This is a genomic window from Jeongeupia chitinilytica, from assembly GCF_014652315.1.
GTDB classification, from domain to species: Bacteria; Pseudomonadota; Gammaproteobacteria; order Burkholderiales; family Chitinibacteraceae; genus Jeongeupia; species Jeongeupia chitinilytica.
This window is the reverse complement of record NZ_BMYO01000001.1, coordinates 21543-42050: the sequence shown is the minus strand read 5'-3', so window position 1 is coordinate 42050 and position 20508 is coordinate 21543. Positions and strand designations below refer to the sequence as shown.

Below are 20508 nucleotides of genomic sequence, written 5' to 3'. Positions count from 1 at the left end.
CCAATGGACAAGAAGCCGATCTACCTCGATTACTCCGCCACTACCCCGGTCGATCCGCGCGTGGCGCAGAAAATGATTCCGTACCTGACCGAAATCTTCGGCAACCCGGCGAGCCGCTCGCACGCCTACGGTTGGGACGCGGAAGCTGCGGTCGAGGAAGCGCGCGAACAGGTCGCTGCGCTGATCAATGCCGACCCGAAGGAAATCGTCTGGACCTCGGGCGCGACCGAGTCGGACAACCTGGCGATCAAGGGCGCGGCCAACTTCTACAAGACCAAGGGCAAGCACATCATCACGGTAAAGACCGAGCACAAGGCCGTGCTCGACCCGTGTCGCGAGCTGGAGCGCCAGGGCTTCGACGTCACCTATCTGGACGTCAAGGATGACGGCCTGCTCGATCTGGACGTATTCAAGGCTGCGCTGCGCGACGACACCATCCTCGTGTCGGTGATGTTCGTGAACAACGAAATCGGCGTGATCCAGGACGTCGAAACCATTGGCGAGATCTGCCGCGAACGCGGGATCATCTTCCACGTCGACGCCGCCCAGGCGACCGGCAAGGTCGAGATCGACCTGCAAAAGCTCAAGATCGACCTGCTGAGCATGTCGGCGCACAAGAGCTACGGCCCCAAGGGCATCGGCGCGCTGTACATCCGCCGCAAGCCGCGCGTCCGCCTCGAAGCACAGATGCACGGTGGCGGCCACGAACGCGGCTTCCGCTCGGGCACGCTGGCCACGCACCAGATCGTCGGCATGGGCGAAGCCTTCCGCATCGCCCGTGAAGACATGGCGGCCGAGCTCGAACGCACCCGCAAGCTGCGCGACCGCCTGTGGGCCGGCCTGTCGGACATCGAGGAAACGCACCTGAACGGCGACATGGACCGCCGCGTGCCGCACAACCTCAACGTCAGCTTCAACTTCGTCGAAGGCGAATCGCTGATCATGGCGCTGAAGGAACTCGCGGTGTCGTCGGGTTCGGCTTGTACGTCGGCATCGCTCGAGCCGTCCTACGTGCTGCGCGCACTGGGCCGTTCGGACGAACTGGCGCACAGCTCGATCCGCTTCACCATCGGCCGCTTCACCACCGAAGACGACATCGACTTCGCGGTGAAACTGATCCACCAGAAGATCGGCAAGCTGCGTGAACTGTCGCCGTTGTGGGACATGTACAAGGAAGGCATCGATCTGAACACGATCGAGTGGGCCGCCCACTAATCGCATCCGCGGCGTGCGGGCCGGCGTTGTTGCCGCCCCGCTCGTGGGCATGATGCCCACGTCGCGAACCGGCGCCCAGCCTACCCTTTCGGCGCGGCGCGATTGAACGAATGCGCGGTTACCGCGCCTTGCCTGAGTCCGCGATCCGCGCCAAAAATCGGCGCCAACGCATCGACAGGCCGACGAACACTGAACTGGAGGTATTCCAAATGGCTTACAGCGAAAAGGTCCTCGACCACTACGAAAACCCGCGCAATGTCGGCGCGTTCGACAAGGGCGACGACGACGTCGGTACCGGCATGGTCGGCGCACCGGCCTGTGGCGACGTGATGAAGCTGCAGATCAAGGTCGGCGCCGATGGCGTGATCGAAGATGCAAAGTTCAAGACCTACGGCTGCGGTTCGGCGATCGCATCGAGCTCGCTGGTGACCGAATGGGTCAAGGGCAAGACGCTCGACGAGGCACTGTCGATCAAGAACACCCAGATCGCCGAAGAACTGGCGCTGCCCCCGGTGAAGATCCACTGCTCGATCCTCGCCGAGGACGCGATCAAGGCCGCCGTGGCCGACTACAAGAAAAAGCACGACTGATGTACCGATTGCAGGACGGGCGCGGCCCGCTCCTGCCGCAGGAGTATTTAGCATGGCACTGACGCTCACCGACGCCGCCGCAACGCACATCAGCAACTTCCTCGCCAAGCGCGGCAAGGGGCTGGGCATCCGGCTGTTCGTGAAAACCGCCGGCTGCTCGGGCATGGCGTACAAGCTCGAATTCGTCGACGTGGCGGTCGAGGACGACCTCGTGTTCGAAAGCCACGGCGTCAAGCTGTTCACCGACGCCAAGAGCCTGCCCTACATCGACGGCACCGAGCTCGACTTCGCCAAGGAAGGCCTGAACGAAGGCTTCAAGTTCAACAACCCGAACGTGAAGAACGAGTGCGGTTGCGGCGAAAGCTTCCACGTCTGACCGTCCCGATCGCCCGCCGATGAACTTCGATTTCGCCCAGAACCACTTCGCACTGTTCGGCCTGCCGCAGACCTTCGCGCTGGATCGTGCCGCGCTCGATGCCCGCTACAAGGCCCTGCAGGCCGACTACCATCCCGACCGTTTCGCCAGTCACGACGACGCGACCCGGCGGATGAGCCTGCAGATCGCCACCCGGGTCAACGAGGCGTACCAGACGCTGAAGTCGCCGCTGGCGCGCGGGCGCTACCTGCTGACGCTGGCCGGCGTCGATACCGAGGAAGAGACCAATACGGCGATGCCGATGGACTTCCTGATGGCGCAGATGGAATGGCGCGAAGCCATTGCCGACACCCGGGCCTCCCGCAGTGTCGATGCACTCGAAGCCCTGAACCGCGACCTCGCGCAGGACACCGCTGCGCTGACGGCCGAACTGGGGGCACTGATCGACGTCGATCGCGACTACCCCGCCGCCGCGATGGCCGTACGCAAGCTGCGCTTTCTCGAAAAGCTGCACGAGGAAATCGGCGACGCCATCGAAGCCGTGCTTTTCTGATGCCGCGCCTCCCGTGCCGGTTTGACACCGGCGCCCCGGCGCCCTGATCCATACATACCGCGAACCCATGGCCCTACTGCAGATTTCCGAGCCCGGTCTTTCCGCCGCCCCGCACCAGCACCGTCTGGCGGTCGGCATCGATCTGGGCACGACCAACTCGCTGGTCGCGACCGTGCGCAGCGGCAGTGCCGCCTGTCTGCCGGACGACGATGGCCGCACCCTGCTGCCGTCGGTCGTCCACTACGGCGCCGACCAGACCGTCACCGTCGGCCATGCCGCGCAGAAGCGGCAGAACCAGGACCCGGCCAATACCGTCGTCTCGGTGAAGCGCTTCATGGGCCGCGGCCTCACCGATGTCGCCGATGCCGCGACGCCCTACCGCTTTGTCGACGAGCCGGGCATGCTCAAGCTGTCGACCGCCGCAGGCATCAAGAGCCCGGTCGAAGTGTCCGCCGACATCCTCAGGGCGCTGCGTACCCGCGCCGAGCAGAGCCTCGGCGGCGAACTCGTCGGCGCGGTGATCACCGTCCCGGCCTACTTCGACGACGCCCAGCGCCAGGCCACCAAGGATGCCGCCCGCCTTGCCGGGCTGAACGTGCTGCGCCTGCTGAACGAACCGACCGCTGCGGCCATCGCTTACGGCCTCGACAATGCGTCCGAAGGCACTTACGTCGTCTATGACCTCGGCGGTGGCACCTTCGACGTGTCCATCCTCGAACTCACCCGTGGCGTGTTCGAAGTGCGCGCGACCAGCGGCGACTCGCAGCTCGGCGGCGACGACTTCGACCACCGGCTGTACTGCTGGATTCTCGAGGCCGCCGGCCTGTCGCAACTGAACGACAAGGACGCCCGGCTGCTGCTGACCAAGGCGCGTCAGGCCAAGGAAGCGCTGACCGAGCACGCCAGCACCCAGATCACCGCCAAGCTGTCCGACGACAGCGTGATCGACGTCGAGCTGACTGCTGAAATCTTCCAGCAGATCACCGACCATCTGGTGCAGAAAACGGTCACGCCGGTACGCCGCGCACTGCGCGACGCCCGGCTCACGGCCGACGACATCAAGGGCGTCGTCCTCGTCGGCGGCGCCACGCGCATGCCGCACGTGCGCCGCGCCGTCGCCCAGCTGTTCGGCAAGCCGCCGCTGACCAATCTCGACCCGGACAAGGTCGTCGCGCTCGGCGCGGCGATGCAGGCCAATGTGCTTGCCGGCAACAAGGGCGACGACGACTGGCTGCTGCTCGACGTGATTCCGCTGTCGCTTGGCCTCGAGACCATGGGCGGCCTCGTCGAAAAGGTGATCCCGCGCAACAGCACGATCCCGACCGCGCGCGCGCAGGAGTTCACGACGTTCAAGGACGGCCAGACCGCAATGGCGATCCACGTGCTGCAGGGCGAGCGCGAACTCGTGACCGACTGCCGCTCGCTGGCGCGGTTCGAGCTGCGCGGCATTCCGGCCATGGTCGCCGGCGCCGCACGCATCCGCGTCACCTTCCAGGTCGATGCCGACGGCCTGCTGAGCGTTTCGGCGCAGGAACAGAGTTCGGGCGTGCAGGCCAGCATCGTCGTCAAGCCGTCGTACGGGCTGTCCGACGACGAGATCGGCCGGATGCTCAGCGACTCGATGGCGCATGCCGGCGACGACCTCGAAGCGCGCAAGCTGGCCGAGGCCCGCGTCGAATCCGAGAGCATCGTCAACGCCACGCTGGCAGCGCTCGAACAGGACGGTGACCTGCTGAACGCCGACGAGCGCCAGGCGGTCGATACCGCCCTCGCCGCAGCACAAGCTGCCAACGCCGGCAGCAACGCCAATCTCATCCGCACCGCCGCCGAGGCGCTCAATCAGGCCAGCGGCGACTTCGCCGCCCGCCGGATGGATCGCGCCGTGAGCCGCGGGCTGGCTGGCCACAAGGTCAGCGACTTTTAAGGGGACGGACCGAATGACCCAAATCGTTGTATTGCCGCACCCGACGCTGTGCCCCGAAGGCACGGTGTTCGATGCCGAACCCGGCACCTCGATCTGCCAGGCCCTGCTCGACCACGACATCTGGATCGAACACGCCTGCGAAATGTCGTGCGCCTGCACGACCTGTCACGTGCTCGTCCGCGAAGGCTTCAACAGCCTGGAACCGGCCGAGGAACTGGAAGAGGACCAGCTCGACAAGGCCTGGGGCCTCGAGCCGTGCTCGCGCCTGTCGTGCCAGGCGCTGGTCGCCGACGCCGAACTGGTCGTCGAGCTGCCGAAGTACACGATCAATCACGCCCGCGAAAACCACTGAGATGGCATCCGAGAGCCAGCTGCGTGTCGCCGCGGCACTCGACGCCGCCGGGATCGAAACCCGCATCGTCGAGTTCGATGCGTCGACCCGCACCAGTGCCGATGCCGCAGCGGCCATCGGCTGCAGCGTCGCGCAGATCGCCAAGTCGGTGATCCTGCGCGCCAAGGTCAGCGAACGTCACGTGCTCGTCGTCACCAGCGGTGCCAACCGCGTCGACGAAAAGGCCGTGGCCGCACTGGTCGGCGAAAAAATCGGCCGCGCCGACGCCGACTTCGTGCGTGCCCGTACCGGCTTCGTCATCGGTGGTGTGGCGCCGATCGCGCATGCCGAAACGCCGATCACGCTGATCGACGAAGACCTGCTCGCACATGCCGAACTCTGGGCCGCCGCCGGCACGCCGAACAGCGTGTTCGCACTCGCCCCCGATCACCTCGTCGCGCTGACCGGCGGACGTGTTGCCAAAGTCAAAGAGGACACCCAGCCATGAAATGGACCGACAGCCGTCTGATCGCCATCGAACTCGCCGAAACCCATCCCGACATCAGCCCGCTCAAGGTCAATTTCGTCGACCTGCGCAACTGGGTGCTGGCCCTGCCCGATTTCAACGACGACCCTAAGCACTGCGGCGAAAAGATTCTCGAAGCGATCCAGCTGGCCTGGATCGACGAAGCCGACGAAGACTGACTCCGCTTCGCGCCCAACGCGACGCCCTTTGTTCGGCAAGCCCGGCAAAGGGCGTTCGCGCATTTACGCCAAACCGGTGGCCGGCTTGCCATTGCGGATAGGCTAGAATCGTTGCCACGACCACGCCGTGACATCATGCCTTCCAACCCGCTCAGCCCCGCCCAACTGATCCGTGCCGCCCGCCACCGTCTCGACGCGCTACTGGCCGACGACCTTCACGATGCGCCACTCGCCACCGACGTCGTCAACGTCGCCAAGGCGGTGCAGCTTGCCTGCGCGCAGAACCGCCATGTCGCGCTGGCGCAGATCCTCATCGACCAGCGCAGCGCCTATCCGGCCCGGCACGCCTGCGACGTCGCCACCGTCGTCGATCTGGCACTGGCCGGACTCGGTCGTGCCCGTACCGAGCGGCTGCCCGTGGTCGCGGCCGCACTGACGATGAACATCGGCATGCAGGCCCTGCAGACGACGTTGGCGAGCCAGACGACGCCGCTGACCCCCGAACAGCGCGAAACGATGCAGCAGCATCCGCAACACAGCCGCGACCTGCTGCGGCTGCGCGGGGTTGCGGACACGCTGTGGCTCGACTGCGTGCTGCAGCATCACGAGGCGCCGGATGGCAGCGGCTATCCGCAACAGCTTCACGGCGATGCCATCCGGTTCGAAGCACGGCTGCTCGGTCTGGCCGACCGTTACTGCGCGCTGCTGACCCAGAGTGCCTGGCGCCACGCACAGCATGCCGATGCCGCACTGAAGCAGAGCCTGGCCGACGGCGTCGACGCCAAGCTGGCACGGCTGTTCACCGAAACCGTCGGCGTGTTTCCGCCCGGTGCCACCGTCACCCTGGCCAACGGCGAAACCGCCATCGTCCGCGAAACCGGTCCGCGCGAGGATGCACCGGCGGTCGTCGCCTACCTGGACCGCTTCGGCCAGACACTGTCGCTGCCGGTACCGCGCGATACCGCCCTGCCGGCCTACCGTATCCACACCGTTGTCGACACCGCGACGCTGGCGCTGGGTGCCAACACCATCTGGGGCCGCGACGCGGTCTGAGCGGCTTACTGCGCCGCAGATGCCTTGTTGCGCATCGATTGCCAGTACGCCTTGCGCTCTGCCGCCGTCAGCTTGCCGTCGTGGTTCGCGTCCATCCGGTCGAAGTGCTCCCCGGCCCGCTTCATGTAGTCGGCCTTGCTCAGGTCGCCTTTCATGTGGTGCTCCATCATGTCCGGCATGTCCTTGCCGTGCTTGGCCATCTTCTCGTGCATCCTGGCGCGTGCCGCATCGCGCTCCGTCTCGCTCAGCACGCCGTCGTGGTTGGTATCGACCTTGTCGAAATGCGCCTCGGCGCGTTTCAGGTACTCGTCCCTCGTCACATCACCCTTGTCGGCGGCAACGTAGCCCGAGCACGCCAGCATGACCAGCGCGAAAACGACTGATTTCATGGCAAACTCCCGATCCAGTTGAACGGCCACACGGCCCGAACCCGTTAACGTCGCGACATCCCCGCCGTTGACGCCCACCATCAGGACAAAAGCATGGACTTCAAGCACCTACTCGCGACGCTCCCCAGCGTAGACCATCTCGCCGGCCTCGAGCTGCTGCATGGCGACAGCATCGTCGCCACGCTGGAAAACAAGCCGGGTCAGGCCGGCAGCGTGCGCGTCTATCACGCGCTGTATCAGGAGTTCGGCGCCATCGACGCGGTCGCGGCCGACAAGGGCCTGCGCCTCTACGCCGAGCACACCGCCGATGCCGAAGCCTTCCCGGGCAAGCACCCGAACATCGACCGGCTGATTGCGCTGGTCGACGGCGGCACGCCGCTGGCAGTGCGTCTGGTCGCCGCCTGACCGAGCGGACCGCCAATGAAAAAAGCCGCTGAATCAGCGGCTTTTTTCATTCCGGCAGGCGGAGTGCGACGTACTGGCCGGTGAAGTGCACCGCTTCGCTGGTCCCGTCGCCGACGGTTGCGTGCAGTGTCAGTCTGGCACGGCCGCGGCGGGCCAGCGTGCGGTGGAAGCTGGCGAGCTCGGCCTCGTCCGGCGGGACGACCTGCGCCAGCAGGTCGGCCTGCAGCGGCATGACAAAATGGGCGTTGCCGGTCTGGATCACGACATCGACGCGATCACCGACGACTGTGGCCGCTGCCTCGTTGACGTAGAGCCAGCCGGCGATCGTCGCCAGCGTCGACAGGCTGCCGCCGAAGGCGGTGGCGTGGTCGTTGCGGTTCGGTGCAAACGGCGCATGCAGCACCCAGTCCGCAGCATCGCCGCGCAAGCTGACCTGCATGGCCGCCAGTACCGGAAATCCGGTCTGCAGCCTTGCGGTCCAGCGCGCGGCGAAGTCGCTCATCGGCGGATTACTTGCTGACCGGATGCTTCGGCGGCAGGAACAGTGCAGCGATCTGTTGCGGCCGCTTGGGCAGCGACGGCAGCGGTTTGGTCGGCAGCGGTACGTCGATGTCGTTGCCGCGCGGACGCGACTGGCGCGGCGCAGCGGCGCGCGCTTCGGTGGTGTCGCGACGCTCTTCCGGATGGCGGCGCTCGCCCCGGTTCGGGCGCTCCGGCTGCACCGGCGTCGTACCCGGCGAATAGCCCGGCACCGGCGTCAGCGGCAGTTCCTTCTTGATCAGCTTCTGGATCAGCGCGTAGGCCTTGTCCTCGCCCGGATCGACCAGCGAGATCGCCACGCCCTTGGCGCCGGCACGGCCGGTACGGCCGATCCGGTGGACGTAGTCTTCCGGGTTGTTCGGCAGCTCGAAGTTGACCACGTAGGGCAGTTCGGAAATGTCCAGACCGCGGGCGGCAACGTCGGTCGCCACGAGGATCTGCAGCGTGCCTTCCTTGAAGCGCTGCAGCGTTTCCAGCCGCGCGCGCTGTTCGCGGTCACCGTGGATCGCTTCGCAGTTGAAGCCGCCGCGCTTCAGTTCGCGCGCGACCTGGTCGGCACCGATCTTGGTGCGGTTGAACACGATGACCTGGCCCATCCGGTGCGTGCGGATCAGGTGCGCCAGCAAGGCCGGCTTGCGGTGCGTTTCGCACGGGTGCAGCAGCTGCTCGACGTTGTCGTTGGTCGCGTTCTGTCTTGCCACCTCGACCAGCGCCGGATCATTCAGGAACTCGTTCGACAGCTTCTTGATCTCGGGCGAGAACGTCGCCGAGAACAGCAGCGTCTGCTGGCGCTTGGGCAACATCGAGATGATCTTCTTGATGTCGAGAATGAAGCCCATGTCGAGCATGCGGTCGGCTTCGTCGAGCACGAGGATCTCGACCTGCGACAGGTTCACCGATTTCTGCTGAACATGGTCGAGCAGCCGGCCCGGGGTGGCGATCAGCACTTCGACACCGGCACGCAGCGCAGGAATCTGTTCCTTGATGTCGACGCCGCCAAAGACGATGTGGCTGCGCAACGGCATGAACTGCGAGTAGGTCTTGACGTTCTCGCCGACCTGGTCGGCCAGCTCGCGCGTCGGCGTCAGGATCAGCGCGCGTACCGGGTGCTTGGCCGGCGAAACGCTGGTATTGGCGAACTGGGCAAGCCGGGTCAGGATCGGCAAGGTGAACGCGGCGGTCTTGCCGGTACCGGTCTGCGCGGCGCCGAGGACGTCACGGCCGGCGAGCACCAGCGGAATCGCCTGCGACTGGATCGGGGTGGGGTTTTCGTAACCCATGGCCTCGACGGCCTGCTGTACTTCCCGGGCCAAGCCCAGGGTCGAGAAACTCATTAGCGGTGTGCCCTGCGGTTGCTGCGCGCAGAATGCGCCAACAGCTTGAAGGAAAAGGCAGAAATGTACACCCAAGCCATGCGCGCCGCATCCCCAATTGGCACATTCCACGTCGCAAAGCCGCCGCGCGGCAGATAAACCGTCCCGAATGAAAGCCTGAAGACAGATGGAGCGGCACTGGGCTCGCCGATTCGGCCCCGGCACTCTACACTCGCGGTATTTTCAAGCCGGAGCCCCGCCCCATGTATGAAGCCGCCCGCCAGCACCTGTCCACGGTGCGTGACTGCCTGCGCTTTGCCGTCAGCCGCTTCAACGAAGCCGGGCTGTTCTACGGCCACGGCACCGACAACGCTTTCGACGAGGCCGCCTACCTGCTGCTGGCGACGCTGAAGCTGCCGATCGACAAGCTCGAGCCCTTCCTCGAGGCCCGGCTGCTGCCGTCCGAGGTCGACCGTCTGGTCGAGGTGATCCGCAAGCGTGCCGACGAGCATGTACCCACCGCCTACCTGACCCGCGAAGCCTGGCTGGGCGAGTACAAGTTCTACGTGGACGAGCGCACCATCGTGCCGCGCTCCTTCATTGCCGAGCTGCTGTTCAACGAGGCGCTGGAACCGTGGATCGAACACCCGGAACTGGTCCACCGCGCCCTCGACCTGTGCACCGGCTCGGGCTGCCTGGCGATCCTGCTCGCCGACGCCTTCCCCGACGCACAGATCGACGCCGTCGACCTGAGCCCGGATGCGCTCGACGTCGCCGAAATCAACGTTGCCGACTACCAGCTCGGCGACCGTATCGACCTGCTCGACGGCGACCTGTTCGAGCCGGTGACCGGCGAGGTCTACGACCTGATCATCTCCAACCCCCCCTATGTCGACGCGCCGTCGATGGACGAGCTGCCGGAAGAGTACCGCCACGAACCGGACATGGCGCTGGGCAGCGGCGAGGACGGCCTCGACATCACCCGCAAGCTGATCGACAGCGCCAGTGCCTTCCTCAATCCCCGCGGCGTGCTGGTCGTCGAGATCGGCCACAACCGCGACGTGCTCGAAGCCGCCTACCCGCAACTGCCTTTCGTCTGGCTCGATACGGCCAGCGGCGACGGCTTCGTCTTCCTGCTGACGCGCGAGATGCTGGTCGACGCCGGCCTGTAAGACCGGACTCGACGCCACGACAACGCCACCGCCCGCGGTGGCGTTTTTCATGCGCCGCGCAAGCGCCCCGGCACGGAACCAAGCCGGACGGCCCCTGCCCAAGCAACGGGCAAATGCCCGCATCCTGTCCGATCATTGAAAACCGTTCCGCCCGTTCCTCGACCTGGAGTCCCGCATGCTCGTTACCACCACGGCCACGCTCGAAGGCCACAAGATCAGCCGCTACTGCGGCATCGTCACCGGTGAAGCCATCCTCGGCGCCAACGTCTTCAAGGACCTGTTCGCCGGCATTCGCGATCTGGTCGGCGGCCGCTCGGCCACGTACGAAAAGGAGCTGCAGAAGGCCCGCGACATCGCATTGCAGGAACTGCAGGAACGCGCCGCCGCGCTGGGCGCCAACGCGGTGATCGGCATCGATCTCGACTATGAAGTACTCGGCCAGAACAACGGCATGCTGATGGTCTCGGCCAGCGGTACGGCGGTGGTCACGTCCCCGGCCTGAGCCCATGGTGTCGCTGCATGAAGTCACCCGCGACAACTGGGGCGCCTGCGCCGCACTGAGCGTCTCGGCCGGGCAGAAGCAGCACTTTCCGTTCTCGGTGCTCGAATGGATCGCCGAGTCGAAGTTCGAACCGAGCTTTCGGCTGCGCGCGATTCAGGCCGGCAACGACCCCGTCGGCTTCGCCGTGCTCGGCAAGGACCCGGAGTCCGGCGAGGACTGGATCGTGATGCTGATGATCGATGCACGACACCAGCGCCGCGGTTACGGCAAGGCGGCGATGCTGCGACTGATCGACGAGCTGGCCGCGCAAGGCGGCGAACGCATCCTGATCGGCCACCGTCCCGCCAATTCCGCAGCCGCGGCACTGTATGCGTCGCTCGGCTTCGTCGAGGTCGAGCGCCACGATGCCGAAGTCGTCAGGGCGCTGCGCCTGCGTTGAACGCGCCGGCTCACCCCGCCCACACGGTCGCGCCACGGACGGGATGCCAGCGGTCAGGCCTTCTGGTTGAACTCGATCACGTTCCGGTCCGGGTCGCGCACGAAAATCGACGTCGACCCGGTCGAAAAGGTGATCGGGCCTTCGGTGATCGCAACCCCGGCCGCTTCCAGCTCCCTCTTCACGGCCAGCACATCGCCGACCGCCAGCGCCATGTGCGTATAACCGGCGTGCTTGTCGTCGATGTCCATCAGCACGTTCCGCGTCGCGGCAGCCGAGGCATTCAGGATGAAATTCACCTCCAGCCCGGACGGATGCGACATCACCGCCACCGGCTCCGGCCCGACCGGGCCGACGACGAAGCGGAAGCCCAGCAGCTCGTAAAATGCCCGTGACCGGGCCAGTTCGTGCACCCGGATACCGATATGCGCGACCCCGGTGATCAATGAACTCATGGGCATCACCGTTCTCCCGTCGGGTTGCAGCCCTGCCCCGGCAGCACCCGGGTCATGAAGACGCTGAAATCGTTCGGCACATAGTCGCCGAACGGTCCGCAGCGGACGAAACCGTTGCGCGCATACAGCGCCTGCGCGGCACCGAAGGCCGGCGACGAGCCGGTTTCCAGACTCACCCGCGCATAACCGCGACGCGCAGCCTCGGCCAGCACCGTACCCAGAATCGCCTGCGCCACGCCCCTGCGCAGATGCAATTGCGCCGTACGCATCGACTTGATCTCGCCGTTCTCGTCATCCAGCGCCTTCAGCGCGCCACAGCCGAGCAAGGCGTCGCCATCCCACGCGGTCCAGAACGTCACCGCCGGCGTTTTCAGGCCGGACAGGTCCAGCGCCTGTACGCAGCCCTCGGGCGAATTGGCCTGCATGCCGCTCAGATGCTCGCGCAGCAGCGCATGCACCAACGGATGCGTCAGGTCGTCGCGTTCGATTCGCATGGTCATGCCCTTCGTTCTGTTGCCAGGTTCAACGGATCAACGCAGCGCGGGCAAGGCAGCATCGATCCGCTGCAGCATCACGCGGCGCTCCTCGGGACTCAGGCGCTCGGCCAACCGTGCGGCGTCGTTCGGCACACGCCACTGCGCCACCTCGCCGACATCCAGCCCGGACAGGCGCAGATACTCGCGCACATAGCCCCGCGCCAGCCGTTGCTGCAACCACACCAGCACGGTTCGCACGGCCTTGGGCAGCTTGCCGGGCAGCTCGGTGCACTCCAGCAACATCGCGGTTCTGGCCACATCGCAAGCGGGATGACCTCGTGCTGCGGTCATCCAGTCGATCACCCAGAGTCCCTGCCCGACCAGCACGTTGTCGGGATGGAAATCGCCATGGCACAGCGCCTCGCCGTCGGGCAGCGCCATCGTGTAATCGACGATGGCGTGCCTCGTCCTCGCCGCCAGCCCGTCGGCACGGGCGATCGACTCGCACAGTCGCGACTTCTGTTGTCCCAGCCCCGGCGGGCAGGCAACGGCATGGATGCGACGATGCAGACCGGCCATTTGCCGTGCGATTGCGGCCGAACGCCAGGGAACACGCTGCAGTTCGCGCAACAACGACGGTCCGGCGATGCGCTGGTAGACGATGCCGTACCGGCCTTCGTGCTGCACCAGCGCGTGCGCCTCCGGCGTGAACACGCCGTTGGCAAAGGCCAGCTGTGCTTTGGCAAACTCCGCCTCGACGTCGGCGGCGTCGACAAAATCGTAAAACAGTTTCAGGACACGGCTTTCGTCGTGCTCGAAAACCTCGGCCGTACGGCCGCCACCGATGAGCGCAGTCATTGCAAGCCCTCGCGTGACGGCATGACGCACTGCCCGAACGCCTCGTTACCCCGCCCAATCGTCAGGAGATCGGCTACCACGACGTTCAGGCCAGCGAGGGTGGAACGCATCGTGTTCTCCGGGGTGCGGCATTTCACATGAACACACCGTCGCAATGTCCGGCGCAGGTCGCATGAAGGGTCAGGCGCTCTTGGGCAATCGTTTCTGGCGGCGCCACAGCCGGCGCCCGAGAAAGAAAAACACCAGCAGCACCACGCACCAGGGCAGCAGATAGGCAACGCCGGTAATCGCACTCGACACACCCTGGGACAGATTCCTGCCGAAGTCCGACAACGCAAGCGCCACGGGACGCCAGAACGACCGGCTTTGCATCGTGGCAATGGAGACGGTCAGCGTCGCGGTTTCGACCCTTTGCATCAGATGGGCCTTTTCCCCGCTGACGGCCTCGATGTCGCTTTGCACCTGCGCCAGCGCCTGATTGACCTTGATGAGCGCATCGACATCGCTGCTTGCACGCGCGCGGAGCGCTTCAAGCTTGGCGCGGTAGTCTTCCAGCATCGCCAGCTTCCTGGCCGCGTCCCCGATCGGGCCGGCCAGATCCTCGGCCGAAACGGACTTGTCGATGATCCGGCCGCCGTTTGCCAGCAGGTCCATCAGCTTCTGTATGCCTGCGGGAGTGGCCCTGAGCCTGATCTCGGCCGACACGTCACGCCCGGTCGAGAGGCTCGACTTCAGGATGACGCACTGTTCGGCGACGGCTTTGCGACACGCATCCTGTACCGACTCATACAAGCCTGCGACTTTTCCCTCGGTGACGTCCAGGCGCACCATGTGCGCGTAGGCCATGAATCGCGCAGCGCCATTGCCCTGCCCGCTTGCACTCGTCACGGCGCCTTCCGCGGAGGCCTCCTCCTTTTTGGAGCAGGCGGTCATCGCCAGAATCAGAAACATCGCCATCACAAAGGTACGCATTGCCCATTCCAGATCGTTGTGCCGGAAGATCCGGCTGCGCTCCCGGCCCGGTTGCCCCTGCGTTGAACGCGAGTCAAACAGGTGGTACTCATCGCGCAAAAATATACACCAACAAAAAGCACCAAGTAAGCAACAAAATGGAAAGTCAAAACGGAATCGGCAATATAAAAAAAACCCGGCATCGAGCCGGGGTTTTTTGCTGCAGACGTGACGACTTACATCGCCTCGAGCACTTCGATGCCGAGCAGTCCGAGGCCGGTCGACAGCGTTTTCGCCGTGGCGGCACACAATGCGAGCCGGCTGGCGCGGACGTCCCCCTCCGATTTCAGCACCGGGCAGGCTTCATAGAAGCGGCTGAACTTGGTCGCCAGCTGGTACAGGTAGGCGCAGAGGAAGTGCGGGCAGGTGTCAGCAGCCACCTGTTGCAGCAGCTCGGGGAACTGCGCCAGTTGCAACGCCAGCTGGTGCTCGGCCGGCTCTGTGATCCGGATGGCCGCATGCGCGTCGAACTCGCCGGCCTGACGGAAGATGCTGGCAATCCGCGTGTAGGCGTACTGCAGATACGGTGCGGTATTGCCTTCGAAGCTCAGCATCGTGTTCCAGTCGAACACGTAATCGCTGGTGCGATGCTTCGAGAGGTCGGCGTACTTGACCGCGCCGATACCGACGACGCGGGCAATCTGCCGGCGCGTGGCTTCGTCCAGATCCGGGTTCTTGCTGCTCACCAGATCGAACGCACGCTGTTCGGCCTCGGCCAGCAGCTCGGCGAGTTTGACGACGCCGCCGGACCGGGTTTTGAACGGCTTGCCGTCCTCGCCCATCATCGTGCCGAAGGCGACGTGCTCGAGCTGCATGTCGGCCGGAACGAAGCCGGCCTTGCGGGCGACGGTGAACACCTGCTGGAAGTGCAGGCCCTGACGCGCATCGACGACGTAGAGCGCGCGGTCGGCCTTGAGCTTGTCGGCGCGGTAGCGCGCTGCGGCCAGATCCGAGGTCGAGTACAGAAAGCCCCCATCCTGCTTCTGCACGATGTAGGCCTGCGGCTCGCCGTCCTTGTTCTTGAATTCGTCGAGGAAGACGACCTGCGCGCCTTCGGACTCTGTCACCAGCCCCTTGGCCTTCAGGTCGGCGACGACCGGCGCCAGATCGTCGTTGTACGCCGATTCGCCCATCACGTCGTCGCGGGTCAGCTGCACGCCCAGCCTGGCGTAGACGGCCTCGCAATGCGTCAGCGAGATGTCGAGGAAGCGTTCCCACAATGCACGCACGCGCACATCGCCGCTCTGCAACTTCACCACGTAGTCGCGGGCACGGGTGGCAAAGGCTTCGTCCTCGTCGAAGCGCAACTTGGCTGCGCGATAGAAGCCTTCGAGGTCGTCGAGCGCCAGCATGTCGTCGCTGCCGTCTTCCTCGCGCTCGACCAGGTATGCGGTCAGCATGCCGAACTGCGTGCCCCAGTCGCCGACGTGGTTCTGGGCGATCACTTCGTGACCCATGAAGCGCAGCACCCTGGCGAGCGCGTCGCCGATGATGGTCGAGCGCAGGTGGCCGACGTGCATTTCCTTCGCGAGGTTCGGCGACGAGTAGTCGATGACGACCTTCTGCATCACGTCGGTGCCGGCGCCGAGGCGCACGTCGCCGTGCTGGCGTGCGACCTGTGCGGCGAGGAAGCCGTCGTCGAGGGTGATGTTGATGAAGCCCGGGCCGGCGATTTCGATCTTGCTGGCGATGCCGGCCAGATCGAGCGCGTCGATGACCTTGCCGGCCAGCTCGCGCGGGTTCTGCTTGAGCTTCTTGGCCGCGCCCATCACGCCGTTGGCCTGATAGTCGCCGAACTCGGGTCGCGATGCGGGCGCCACGGCAGCGGGGGCATCGGGCACGCCCACGGCGGCCAGCGCGGCAGCAACACGGGTCGAGATCAGTTCATGCAGGGTCATCTGGCTTCTCTGGGTCAATTCGGATCGATCCGCCATTTTACCCGATATCCCCGCGCCGCTCCGCGCTCGCACATCGGGGTGAATATCGGCACCGGTCGCCGTGCCGCAGCCGCTTGTTGCCCGGGCCGGCGTACAATGGCGCCCTTCCCGCGCTCCAAGCTCCCCGATGTCCGCCAGCCCGCTTTCCGTCCTCGAACACGTTTTCGGTTATCACGCCTTCCGCGGCCAGCAGGGCGAGATCGTCGAACACGTCGCCGGCGGTGGCGATGCGCTGGTGCTGATGCCGACCGGTGGCGGCAAATCGCTGTGCTATCAGGTGCCGGCGTTGTTGCGCGACGGCTGTGCGGTCGTGGTTTCCCCGCTGATCGCGCTGATGCAGGATCAGGTCGACACGCTGAAGGAACTCGGTGTCGCCGCGGCCTTCCTCAATTCGACCGTCGACCTCGACGCCGCACGCGAGATCGAGCGCGACTTCCTCTCGGGCAGGCTCAAGCTGCTCTACGTCGCGCCCGAGCGGCTGATGACGCCGCGCTTCATGGGGCTGATCAAGAGCGGCCCGGTATCACTGTTCGCGATCGACGAGGCGCACTGCGTCTCGCAATGGGGCCACGATTTCCGCCCCGAATACCTGCAGCTGTCGATCCTCGCCGACGACTTCCCCGGCGTACCCCGCATCGCGCTGACCGCCACCGCCGACCACGCCACGCGCGAGGAAATCGCCGAACGGCTGAGGCTCAAGGACGCACGCCAGTTCGTCTCGAGCTTCGACCGCCCCAACCTGCGCTACACCATCGTCGAAAAGCAGAACGGCCGCGACCAGCTCTTGAGCTTCATCCGTCGCGAGCACGAGGGTGAATCGGGCATCGTCTACTGCCTGTCGCGCAAGAAGGTAGAAGACACGGCGGTGTGGCTGCGCGAGAAGCAGATCCGCGCCTATCCCTATCACGCCGGGCTCGACGCCAGCACCCGTGCCAATCACCAGAAGATTTTCCTGCGCGACGAAGGCGTGGTGATGGTCGCGACCATCGCTTTCGGCATGGGCATCGACAAGCCCGACGTGCGCTTCGTCGCCCACCTCGACCTGCCCAAGAGCATCGAGAACTACTATCAGGAAACCGGCCGCGCCGGCCGTGACGGCCTGCCGGCCAACGCATGGCTGACCTACGGGCTGAACGACCTGATGCTGCTGACGCAGATGATCGAAGGCTCGAACGCCCCGGACGAACAGAAAATGGTCGAGCGCCGCAAACTCGACGCGATGCTCGGTTTCGTCGAGGCTACCGACTGCCGCCGCCAGACCTTGCTCGGCTACTTCGGCGAAGCAACCCAGGCCTGCGGCAACTGCGACAACTGCCTGAACCCGCCCAAACTCGTCGACGTGTCCGACGCGGCGCGCAAGGCGCTGTCGTGCGTGTTCCGCACCGGCAACCGTTTCGGCGTCGGCCACCTGGTCGACGTGCTGCTCGGCAAGGACAACGCCAAGGTGCGCGAGCACTGCCACCAGACGGTGTCGACCTACGGCATCGGCAAGGACACGCCCGAAGCCACCTGGCGGGCCATCTTCCGCCAGCTGGTCGCGCGCGGCGCGCTGCAACTGTCGCCCGAAAGCCGCGGCGGGCTGGCGCTGGCCGACGCGGCCCGACCGATCCTCAAGGGCGAAGCCGACGTCTTCCTGCGCGCGCGCAGCGAGACCTTCACCGCCAAGAGCCGCGACGCCGGCTTCGACAGCCCGGCCGACAACGCGCTGTGGCAGGCGCTGCGCCGCAAGCGCAAGGCGCTGGCCGACGAACAGAACGTCCCGGCCTACGTGATCTTCGGCGATGCGACGCTGAAGGAAATGGTCCGGTTGCGTCCGGGTGACCATTACGAACTGGGTCGCGTCACCGGCGTCGGCGACCGCAAGCTCGACAAGTACGGCGACGAATTCCTCGCGGTGATCGCAGCGCACTGAACCCGGCCTGTCTCACGAACGAGGCAGTCATCGCCCTCCGGGCGAGTTCGCGTTGTCGGGGCCGTCACCAGCAACTAAAGTGATGCATCTTTCCACGTTTTGTCAGCTTTCAAGGAAGAAAGATGCAAGCACTGATGCGTGCATTGCTGTTCGTCGTGCTGCTGGTGTGCGGTCTGGCCCATGCCGCCGACGACCAGTCCGCTCCGGCAACATTCAAACCGGAAGAACTCGAACAGCTGGTCGCCCCGATCGCCCTCTATCCCGACTCGCTACTGGCGCAGATCCTCATGGCGTCGACGTATCCGCTCGAGGTCGTCGAGGCGCAGCGATGGCGGCAGGCCAACCCGAACCTGAAGGACAAGGCGCTCGAGGACGCACTGCAGAAGCAGAGCTGGGACGCCAGCGTCAAATCGCTGACCGCATTCCCGCAGGTGCTGCAGATGATGAACGACAAGCTCGACTGGACGCAGAAGCTCGGTGACGCCTTCCTCGCCCAGCAGAAGGACGTGCTCGACGCCGCGCAACGGCTGCGCAACAAGGCACAGGCGCAAGGCAACCTGAAGTCGAGCAAGGAACAGACCGTCAGCTCCGATTCGAGCGGCGGGACCACGGTGATCAAGATCGAACCGGCCCAGCCCGAAGTCGTCTATGTGCCGACCTACAACCCGACCGTCGTCTACGGGCCGTGGCCGTATCCGGCATACACGCCGTACTACTGGTACCCGCCCGGCTACGCCGCCGGTGCAGCCTTCTTCTCGTTCACCGCCGGGGTGATCGTCGGCTCCGCACTCTGGGGCGGCTGCAACTGGGGGCGCGGCGACGTCGACATCAACGTCAACCGCTACAACAACTTCAACCGCACCAACATCAGCAACAGCAACTGGAACCACAACGTCGACCACCGCCGCGGCGTGCAGTACCGCGACAACGCGACGCAGCAGCGCTATCGCGGCAACAACCGCACCGGCACCGACAACCGCGAAGCCTTCCGCGGTCGTGCCGATCAGGAACGCGGTCAGCTCGGCAATGTCGACAAGAGCTCGCTGCGGGAACGCCCCAACGCCGGACAGAACCGCCAGAACACAGCCGGCACCCGGGATGTGCGCAGCCCCTCGCAAGGCGGGATCGATCGCGGCACCGACCGCAGTGCAACAGACCGCAGTGCCGCGGAGCGTCGGACGTCGACCGACCGCAGCGCCGCTCGTGACCACGCCGGCCAGCGCAACAACTCCTTCAACCAGATGGATCGTGGCGGGATGGCCCGTCAGGACAGCATGCGCGGTGCCTCGAGCCGCGGCCAGATCAACCGCCCGACGCCGTCCCGCGGCGGACGCCGCTAAACGGGGAGCGCACCGATGACCGAAAAGCGCCTTGCCTCGCTCAAAATCGCCTCGTTGCTGACTGCTGTGGCCTTGTTCGCGGCACCCGCACTGGCCACCGCCACCGGCCGCTACGCCACCCCCGACGATGCCGCAGCCGCATTGCAATCGGCAGTCCAGTCGGGCAAACCGGCAGCCATGCTGAAGGTTCTCGGCAATCAGGCCAAGCCGCTCATCGACTCCGGCGACCCCGTGGCCGACCGGTATGGCCGGGAGCAGTTCGCCACCGCATATCAGGCACATCACGAAATCGAGGATGAAACCGCCGACCGCGCCACGCTGGTGGTCGGCGACAACCGCTGGCCGTTTCCGATTCCGCTGCGCAAGCTCGACGGCCAGTGGCAGTTCGATGCCGCCGCAGGCCGCGAAGAGCTGATCAATCGCAGGATCGGCCGGAACGAGAACGCCACCATCCAGGCGGCCCTTGCCTATGTCGATGCACAGGAGGAATTCTACCGGCGAGATCCGGACCGTTCCGGCCTGCTGCATTACGCGCAGCGCATGGTCAGTACCGCGGGCGAGCGCGACGGCCTGTACTGGCCAACCGCCGATGCCGAAGAAGCCAGCCCGCTGGGACCGCTGTTTGCCGACGCCACGCGACACGGCTACGGCAAGAAACTGAGCCAGGCACGCGCACCCTATTACGGCTACTACTACCGCATCCTGTCCGCACAGGGGCCGAACGCCAAAGGCGGCGCGTACGACTACATGGCCAAGGGAAAGATGCTCGGCGGCTTTGCGCTCGTCGCCTGGCCGGCCAAGTACGGCGTCTCCGGTGTCATGACCTTCATGGTCAATCAGGACGGCACCGTGTTCGAGAAGAACCTTGGAACCCGTACTGCCAGTGTTGCCGAACGGATGACGCGCTTCGACCCGGACGGCAGCTGGAAGGCCGCACAGTAGTCGGCAACGGACGGCGATGCCGTCAACGAATGTGCAGCGTTGTCCAGGCACGGATTGATCCAGGTCAGCGACG

Annotated in this window: 24 protein-coding genes; 16 read left to right on the top strand and 8 right to left on the bottom strand. The window is 65.5% G+C overall.

Features of this window, described 5'->3' with window-relative positions:
* Positions 1–3 precede the first annotated feature (3 nt).
* The 9 genes from IE097_RS00240 to IE097_RS00200 all read left to right on the top strand — a co-directional run bounded on the left by IE097_RS00240 (position 4) and on the right by IE097_RS00200 (position 6747).
* A complete protein-coding gene (locus tag IE097_RS00240) occupies positions 4–1215 on the top strand; it encodes an IscS subfamily cysteine desulfurase (RefSeq protein WP_189458146.1) in 1212 nt (403 codons plus the stop codon).
* A 209-nt stretch (positions 1216–1424) separates the two neighbouring features.
* Entirely contained in the window at positions 1425–1805 is a 381-nt protein-coding gene (gene iscU / locus IE097_RS00235) for a Fe-S cluster assembly scaffold IscU (RefSeq protein WP_070530879.1), read from the top strand.
* Positions 1806–1857: 52 nt separating this feature from the next.
* The gene (gene iscA / locus IE097_RS00230) at positions 1858–2181 is read left to right on the top strand and encodes an iron-sulfur cluster assembly protein IscA (RefSeq protein ID WP_189458145.1); all 324 of its coding nucleotides are present in this window, start codon (positions 1858–1860) and stop codon (positions 2179–2181) included.
* A 19-nt stretch (positions 2182–2200) separates the two neighbouring features.
* Positions 2201–2734 (top strand): Fe-S protein assembly co-chaperone HscB, encoded by a 534-nt coding sequence (hscB, locus tag IE097_RS00225; protein WP_189458144.1) that lies wholly within the window; start codon positions 2201–2203, stop codon positions 2732–2734.
* A gap of 67 nt (positions 2735–2801) precedes the next feature.
* Positions 2802–4658 carry a Fe-S protein assembly chaperone HscA gene (gene hscA / locus IE097_RS00220; RefSeq protein ID WP_189458143.1) on the top strand — a complete coding sequence of 619 codons (1857 nt, stop codon included), beginning with the start codon at positions 2802–2804 and terminating at the stop codon, positions 4656–4658.
* 13 nt (positions 4659–4671) lie between these two features.
* A complete protein-coding gene (gene fdx, locus IE097_RS00215; protein ID WP_070530872.1) occupies positions 4672–5010 on the top strand; it encodes an ISC system 2Fe-2S type ferredoxin in 339 nt (112 codons plus the stop codon).
* 1 nt (position 5011) lies between these two features.
* A complete protein-coding gene (locus IE097_RS00210) occupies positions 5012–5497 on the top strand; it encodes a YbaK/EbsC family protein (protein ID WP_189458142.1) in 486 nt (161 codons plus the stop codon).
* Positions 5494–5694, top strand: a complete 201-nt coding sequence (iscX, locus tag IE097_RS00205; protein WP_189458141.1) for a Fe-S cluster assembly protein IscX — start codon at positions 5494–5496, stop codon at positions 5692–5694. Before IE097_RS00210 ends, iscX begins: the two co-directional genes overlap by 4 nt.
* A gap of 135 nt (positions 5695–5829) precedes the next feature.
* Positions 5830–6747 carry an HD-GYP domain-containing protein gene (locus IE097_RS00200; protein WP_189458140.1) on the top strand — a complete coding sequence of 306 codons (918 nt, stop codon included), beginning with the start codon at positions 5830–5832 and terminating at the stop codon, positions 6745–6747.
* Between the two features lie 5 nt (positions 6748–6752).
* Here the strand turns inward: IE097_RS00200 and IE097_RS00195 are convergent, their stop codons facing one another.
* Entirely contained in the window at positions 6753–7136 is a 384-nt protein-coding gene (locus tag IE097_RS00195; protein ID WP_189458139.1) for an EF-hand domain-containing protein, read from the bottom strand.
* Between the two features lie 93 nt (positions 7137–7229).
* On the opposite strand from IE097_RS00195, the gene IE097_RS00190 reads away from it, so the two are divergent.
* A complete protein-coding gene (locus tag IE097_RS00190; protein ID WP_189458138.1) occupies positions 7230–7541 on the top strand; it encodes a DUF2322 family protein in 312 nt (103 codons plus the stop codon).
* Between the two features lie 46 nt (positions 7542–7587).
* Here the strand turns inward: IE097_RS00190 and IE097_RS00185 are convergent, their stop codons facing one another.
* The gene (locus IE097_RS00185; RefSeq protein ID WP_189458137.1) at positions 7588–8043 is read right to left on the bottom strand and encodes a YiiD C-terminal domain-containing protein; all 456 of its coding nucleotides are present in this window, start codon (positions 8041–8043) and stop codon (positions 7588–7590) included.
* A 7-nt stretch (positions 8044–8050) separates the two neighbouring features.
* Positions 8051–9415 (bottom strand): DEAD/DEAH box helicase, encoded by a 1365-nt coding sequence (locus IE097_RS00180; RefSeq protein WP_189458136.1) that lies wholly within the window; start codon positions 9413–9415, stop codon positions 8051–8053.
* A gap of 242 nt (positions 9416–9657) precedes the next feature.
* On the opposite strand from IE097_RS00180, the gene prmB reads away from it, so the two are divergent.
* From prmB to IE097_RS00165, 3 genes are all read left to right on the top strand, one after another.
* On the top strand, positions 9658–10566 hold the full coding sequence (gene prmB / locus IE097_RS00175) for a 50S ribosomal protein L3 N(5)-glutamine methyltransferase (protein WP_189458135.1): 909 nt from the start codon (positions 9658–9660) through the stop codon (positions 10564–10566).
* Between the two features lie 175 nt (positions 10567–10741).
* Positions 10742–11068 (top strand): heavy metal-binding domain-containing protein, encoded by a 327-nt coding sequence (locus IE097_RS00170; protein ID WP_189458134.1) that lies wholly within the window; start codon positions 10742–10744, stop codon positions 11066–11068.
* A gap of 4 nt (positions 11069–11072) precedes the next feature.
* Entirely contained in the window at positions 11073–11507 is a 435-nt protein-coding gene (locus tag IE097_RS00165; RefSeq protein ID WP_189458133.1) for a GNAT family N-acetyltransferase, read from the top strand.
* A gap of 53 nt (positions 11508–11560) precedes the next feature.
* Here the strand turns inward: IE097_RS00165 and IE097_RS00160 are convergent, their stop codons facing one another.
* From IE097_RS00160 to argS, 5 genes are all read right to left on the bottom strand, one after another.
* Complete coding sequence (locus IE097_RS00160; protein WP_189458132.1) at positions 11561–11959, bottom strand: VOC family protein; 399 nt, start codon at positions 11957–11959, stop codon at positions 11561–11563.
* 5 nt (positions 11960–11964) lie between these two features.
* Positions 11965–12453 carry a GNAT family N-acetyltransferase gene (locus IE097_RS00155; protein WP_189458669.1) on the bottom strand — a complete coding sequence of 163 codons (489 nt, stop codon included), beginning with the start codon at positions 12451–12453 and terminating at the stop codon, positions 11965–11967.
* A gap of 36 nt (positions 12454–12489) precedes the next feature.
* Entirely contained in the window at positions 12490–13293 is an 804-nt protein-coding gene (locus IE097_RS00150) for a phosphotransferase family protein (protein WP_189458131.1), read from the bottom strand.
* 180 nt (positions 13294–13473) lie between these two features.
* Positions 13474–14364: a DUF4349 domain-containing protein gene (locus IE097_RS00145; RefSeq protein WP_229797334.1), complete on the bottom strand. Its 891-nt coding sequence runs from the start codon at positions 14362–14364 to the stop codon at positions 13474–13476.
* A gap of 116 nt (positions 14365–14480) precedes the next feature.
* Complete coding sequence (gene argS, locus IE097_RS00140) at positions 14481–16202, bottom strand: arginine--tRNA ligase (protein ID WP_189458129.1); 1722 nt, start codon at positions 16200–16202, stop codon at positions 14481–14483.
* 166 nt (positions 16203–16368) lie between these two features.
* Here argS and recQ point away from each other — a divergent pair, with 166 nt between their 5' ends.
* From recQ to IE097_RS00125, 3 genes are all read left to right on the top strand, one after another.
* Positions 16369–18153: a DNA helicase RecQ gene (gene recQ, locus IE097_RS00135; protein WP_189458128.1), complete on the top strand. Its 1785-nt coding sequence runs from the start codon at positions 16369–16371 to the stop codon at positions 18151–18153.
* Positions 18154–18275: 122 nt separating this feature from the next.
* Positions 18276–19493: a DUF3300 domain-containing protein gene (locus tag IE097_RS00130; RefSeq protein WP_189458127.1), complete on the top strand. Its 1218-nt coding sequence runs from the start codon at positions 18276–18278 to the stop codon at positions 19491–19493.
* Positions 19494–19508: 15 nt separating this feature from the next.
* Complete coding sequence (locus IE097_RS00125) at positions 19509–20435, top strand: DUF2950 domain-containing protein (protein ID WP_189458126.1); 927 nt, start codon at positions 19509–19511, stop codon at positions 20433–20435.
* Positions 20436–20508: the final 73 nt, after the last annotated feature.

What these genes read in the sequence shown, in the direction of transcription:
- IE097_RS00200 (WP_189458140.1), top strand. Translation starts at nt 5,830, where the DNA reads ATGCCTTCCAACCCGCTCAGCCCCGCCCAACTGATCCGTGCCGCCCGC.
- iscA (WP_189458145.1), top strand. Translation starts at nt 1,858, where the DNA reads ATGGCACTGACGCTCACCGACGCCGCCGCAACGCACATCAGCAACTTC.
- recQ (WP_189458128.1), top strand. Translation starts at nt 16,369, where the DNA reads ATGTCCGCCAGCCCGCTTTCCGTCCTCGAACACGTTTTCGGTTATCAC.
- IE097_RS00180 (WP_189458136.1), bottom strand. Translation starts at nt 9,415, where the DNA reads ATGAGTTTCTCGACCCTGGGCTTGGCCCGGGAAGTACAGCAGGCCGTC.
- argS (WP_189458129.1), bottom strand. Translation starts at nt 16,202, where the DNA reads ATGACCCTGCATGAACTGATCTCGACCCGTGTTGCTGCCGCGCTGGCC.
- IE097_RS00160 (WP_189458132.1), bottom strand. Translation starts at nt 11,959, where the DNA reads ATGAGTTCATTGATCACCGGGGTCGCGCATATCGGTATCCGGGTGCAC.
- IE097_RS00170 (WP_189458134.1), top strand. Translation starts at nt 10,742, where the DNA reads ATGCTCGTTACCACCACGGCCACGCTCGAAGGCCACAAGATCAGCCGC.
- IE097_RS00150 (WP_189458131.1), bottom strand. Translation starts at nt 13,293, where the DNA reads ATGACTGCGCTCATCGGTGGCGGCCGTACGGCCGAGGTTTTCGAGCAC.
- IE097_RS00185 (WP_189458137.1), bottom strand. Translation starts at nt 8,043, where the DNA reads ATGAGCGACTTCGCCGCGCGCTGGACCGCAAGGCTGCAGACCGGATTT.
- IE097_RS00125 (WP_189458126.1), top strand. Translation starts at nt 19,509, where the DNA reads ATGACCGAAAAGCGCCTTGCCTCGCTCAAAATCGCCTCGTTGCTGACT.
- iscX (WP_189458141.1), top strand. Translation starts at nt 5,494, where the DNA reads ATGAAATGGACCGACAGCCGTCTGATCGCCATCGAACTCGCCGAAACC.
- IE097_RS00240 (WP_189458146.1), top strand. Translation starts at nt 4, where the DNA reads ATGGACAAGAAGCCGATCTACCTCGATTACTCCGCCACTACCCCGGTC.
- IE097_RS00190 (WP_189458138.1), top strand. Translation starts at nt 7,230, where the DNA reads ATGGACTTCAAGCACCTACTCGCGACGCTCCCCAGCGTAGACCATCTC.
- IE097_RS00130 (WP_189458127.1), top strand. Translation starts at nt 18,276, where the DNA reads ATGCAAGCACTGATGCGTGCATTGCTGTTCGTCGTGCTGCTGGTGTGC.
- IE097_RS00210 (WP_189458142.1), top strand. Translation starts at nt 5,012, where the DNA reads ATGGCATCCGAGAGCCAGCTGCGTGTCGCCGCGGCACTCGACGCCGCC.
- iscU (WP_070530879.1), top strand. Translation starts at nt 1,425, where the DNA reads ATGGCTTACAGCGAAAAGGTCCTCGACCACTACGAAAACCCGCGCAAT.
- IE097_RS00195 (WP_189458139.1), bottom strand. Translation starts at nt 7,136, where the DNA reads ATGAAATCAGTCGTTTTCGCGCTGGTCATGCTGGCGTGCTCGGGCTAC.
- IE097_RS00155 (WP_189458669.1), bottom strand. Translation starts at nt 12,453, where the DNA reads ATGCGAATCGAACGCGACGACCTGACGCATCCGTTGGTGCATGCGCTG.
- fdx (WP_070530872.1), top strand. Translation starts at nt 4,672, where the DNA reads ATGACCCAAATCGTTGTATTGCCGCACCCGACGCTGTGCCCCGAAGGC.
- hscA (WP_189458143.1), top strand. Translation starts at nt 2,802, where the DNA reads ATGGCCCTACTGCAGATTTCCGAGCCCGGTCTTTCCGCCGCCCCGCAC.
- hscB (WP_189458144.1), top strand. Translation starts at nt 2,201, where the DNA reads ATGAACTTCGATTTCGCCCAGAACCACTTCGCACTGTTCGGCCTGCCG.
- prmB (WP_189458135.1), top strand. Translation starts at nt 9,658, where the DNA reads ATGTATGAAGCCGCCCGCCAGCACCTGTCCACGGTGCGTGACTGCCTG.
- IE097_RS00165 (WP_189458133.1), top strand. Translation starts at nt 11,073, where the DNA reads ATGGTGTCGCTGCATGAAGTCACCCGCGACAACTGGGGCGCCTGCGCC.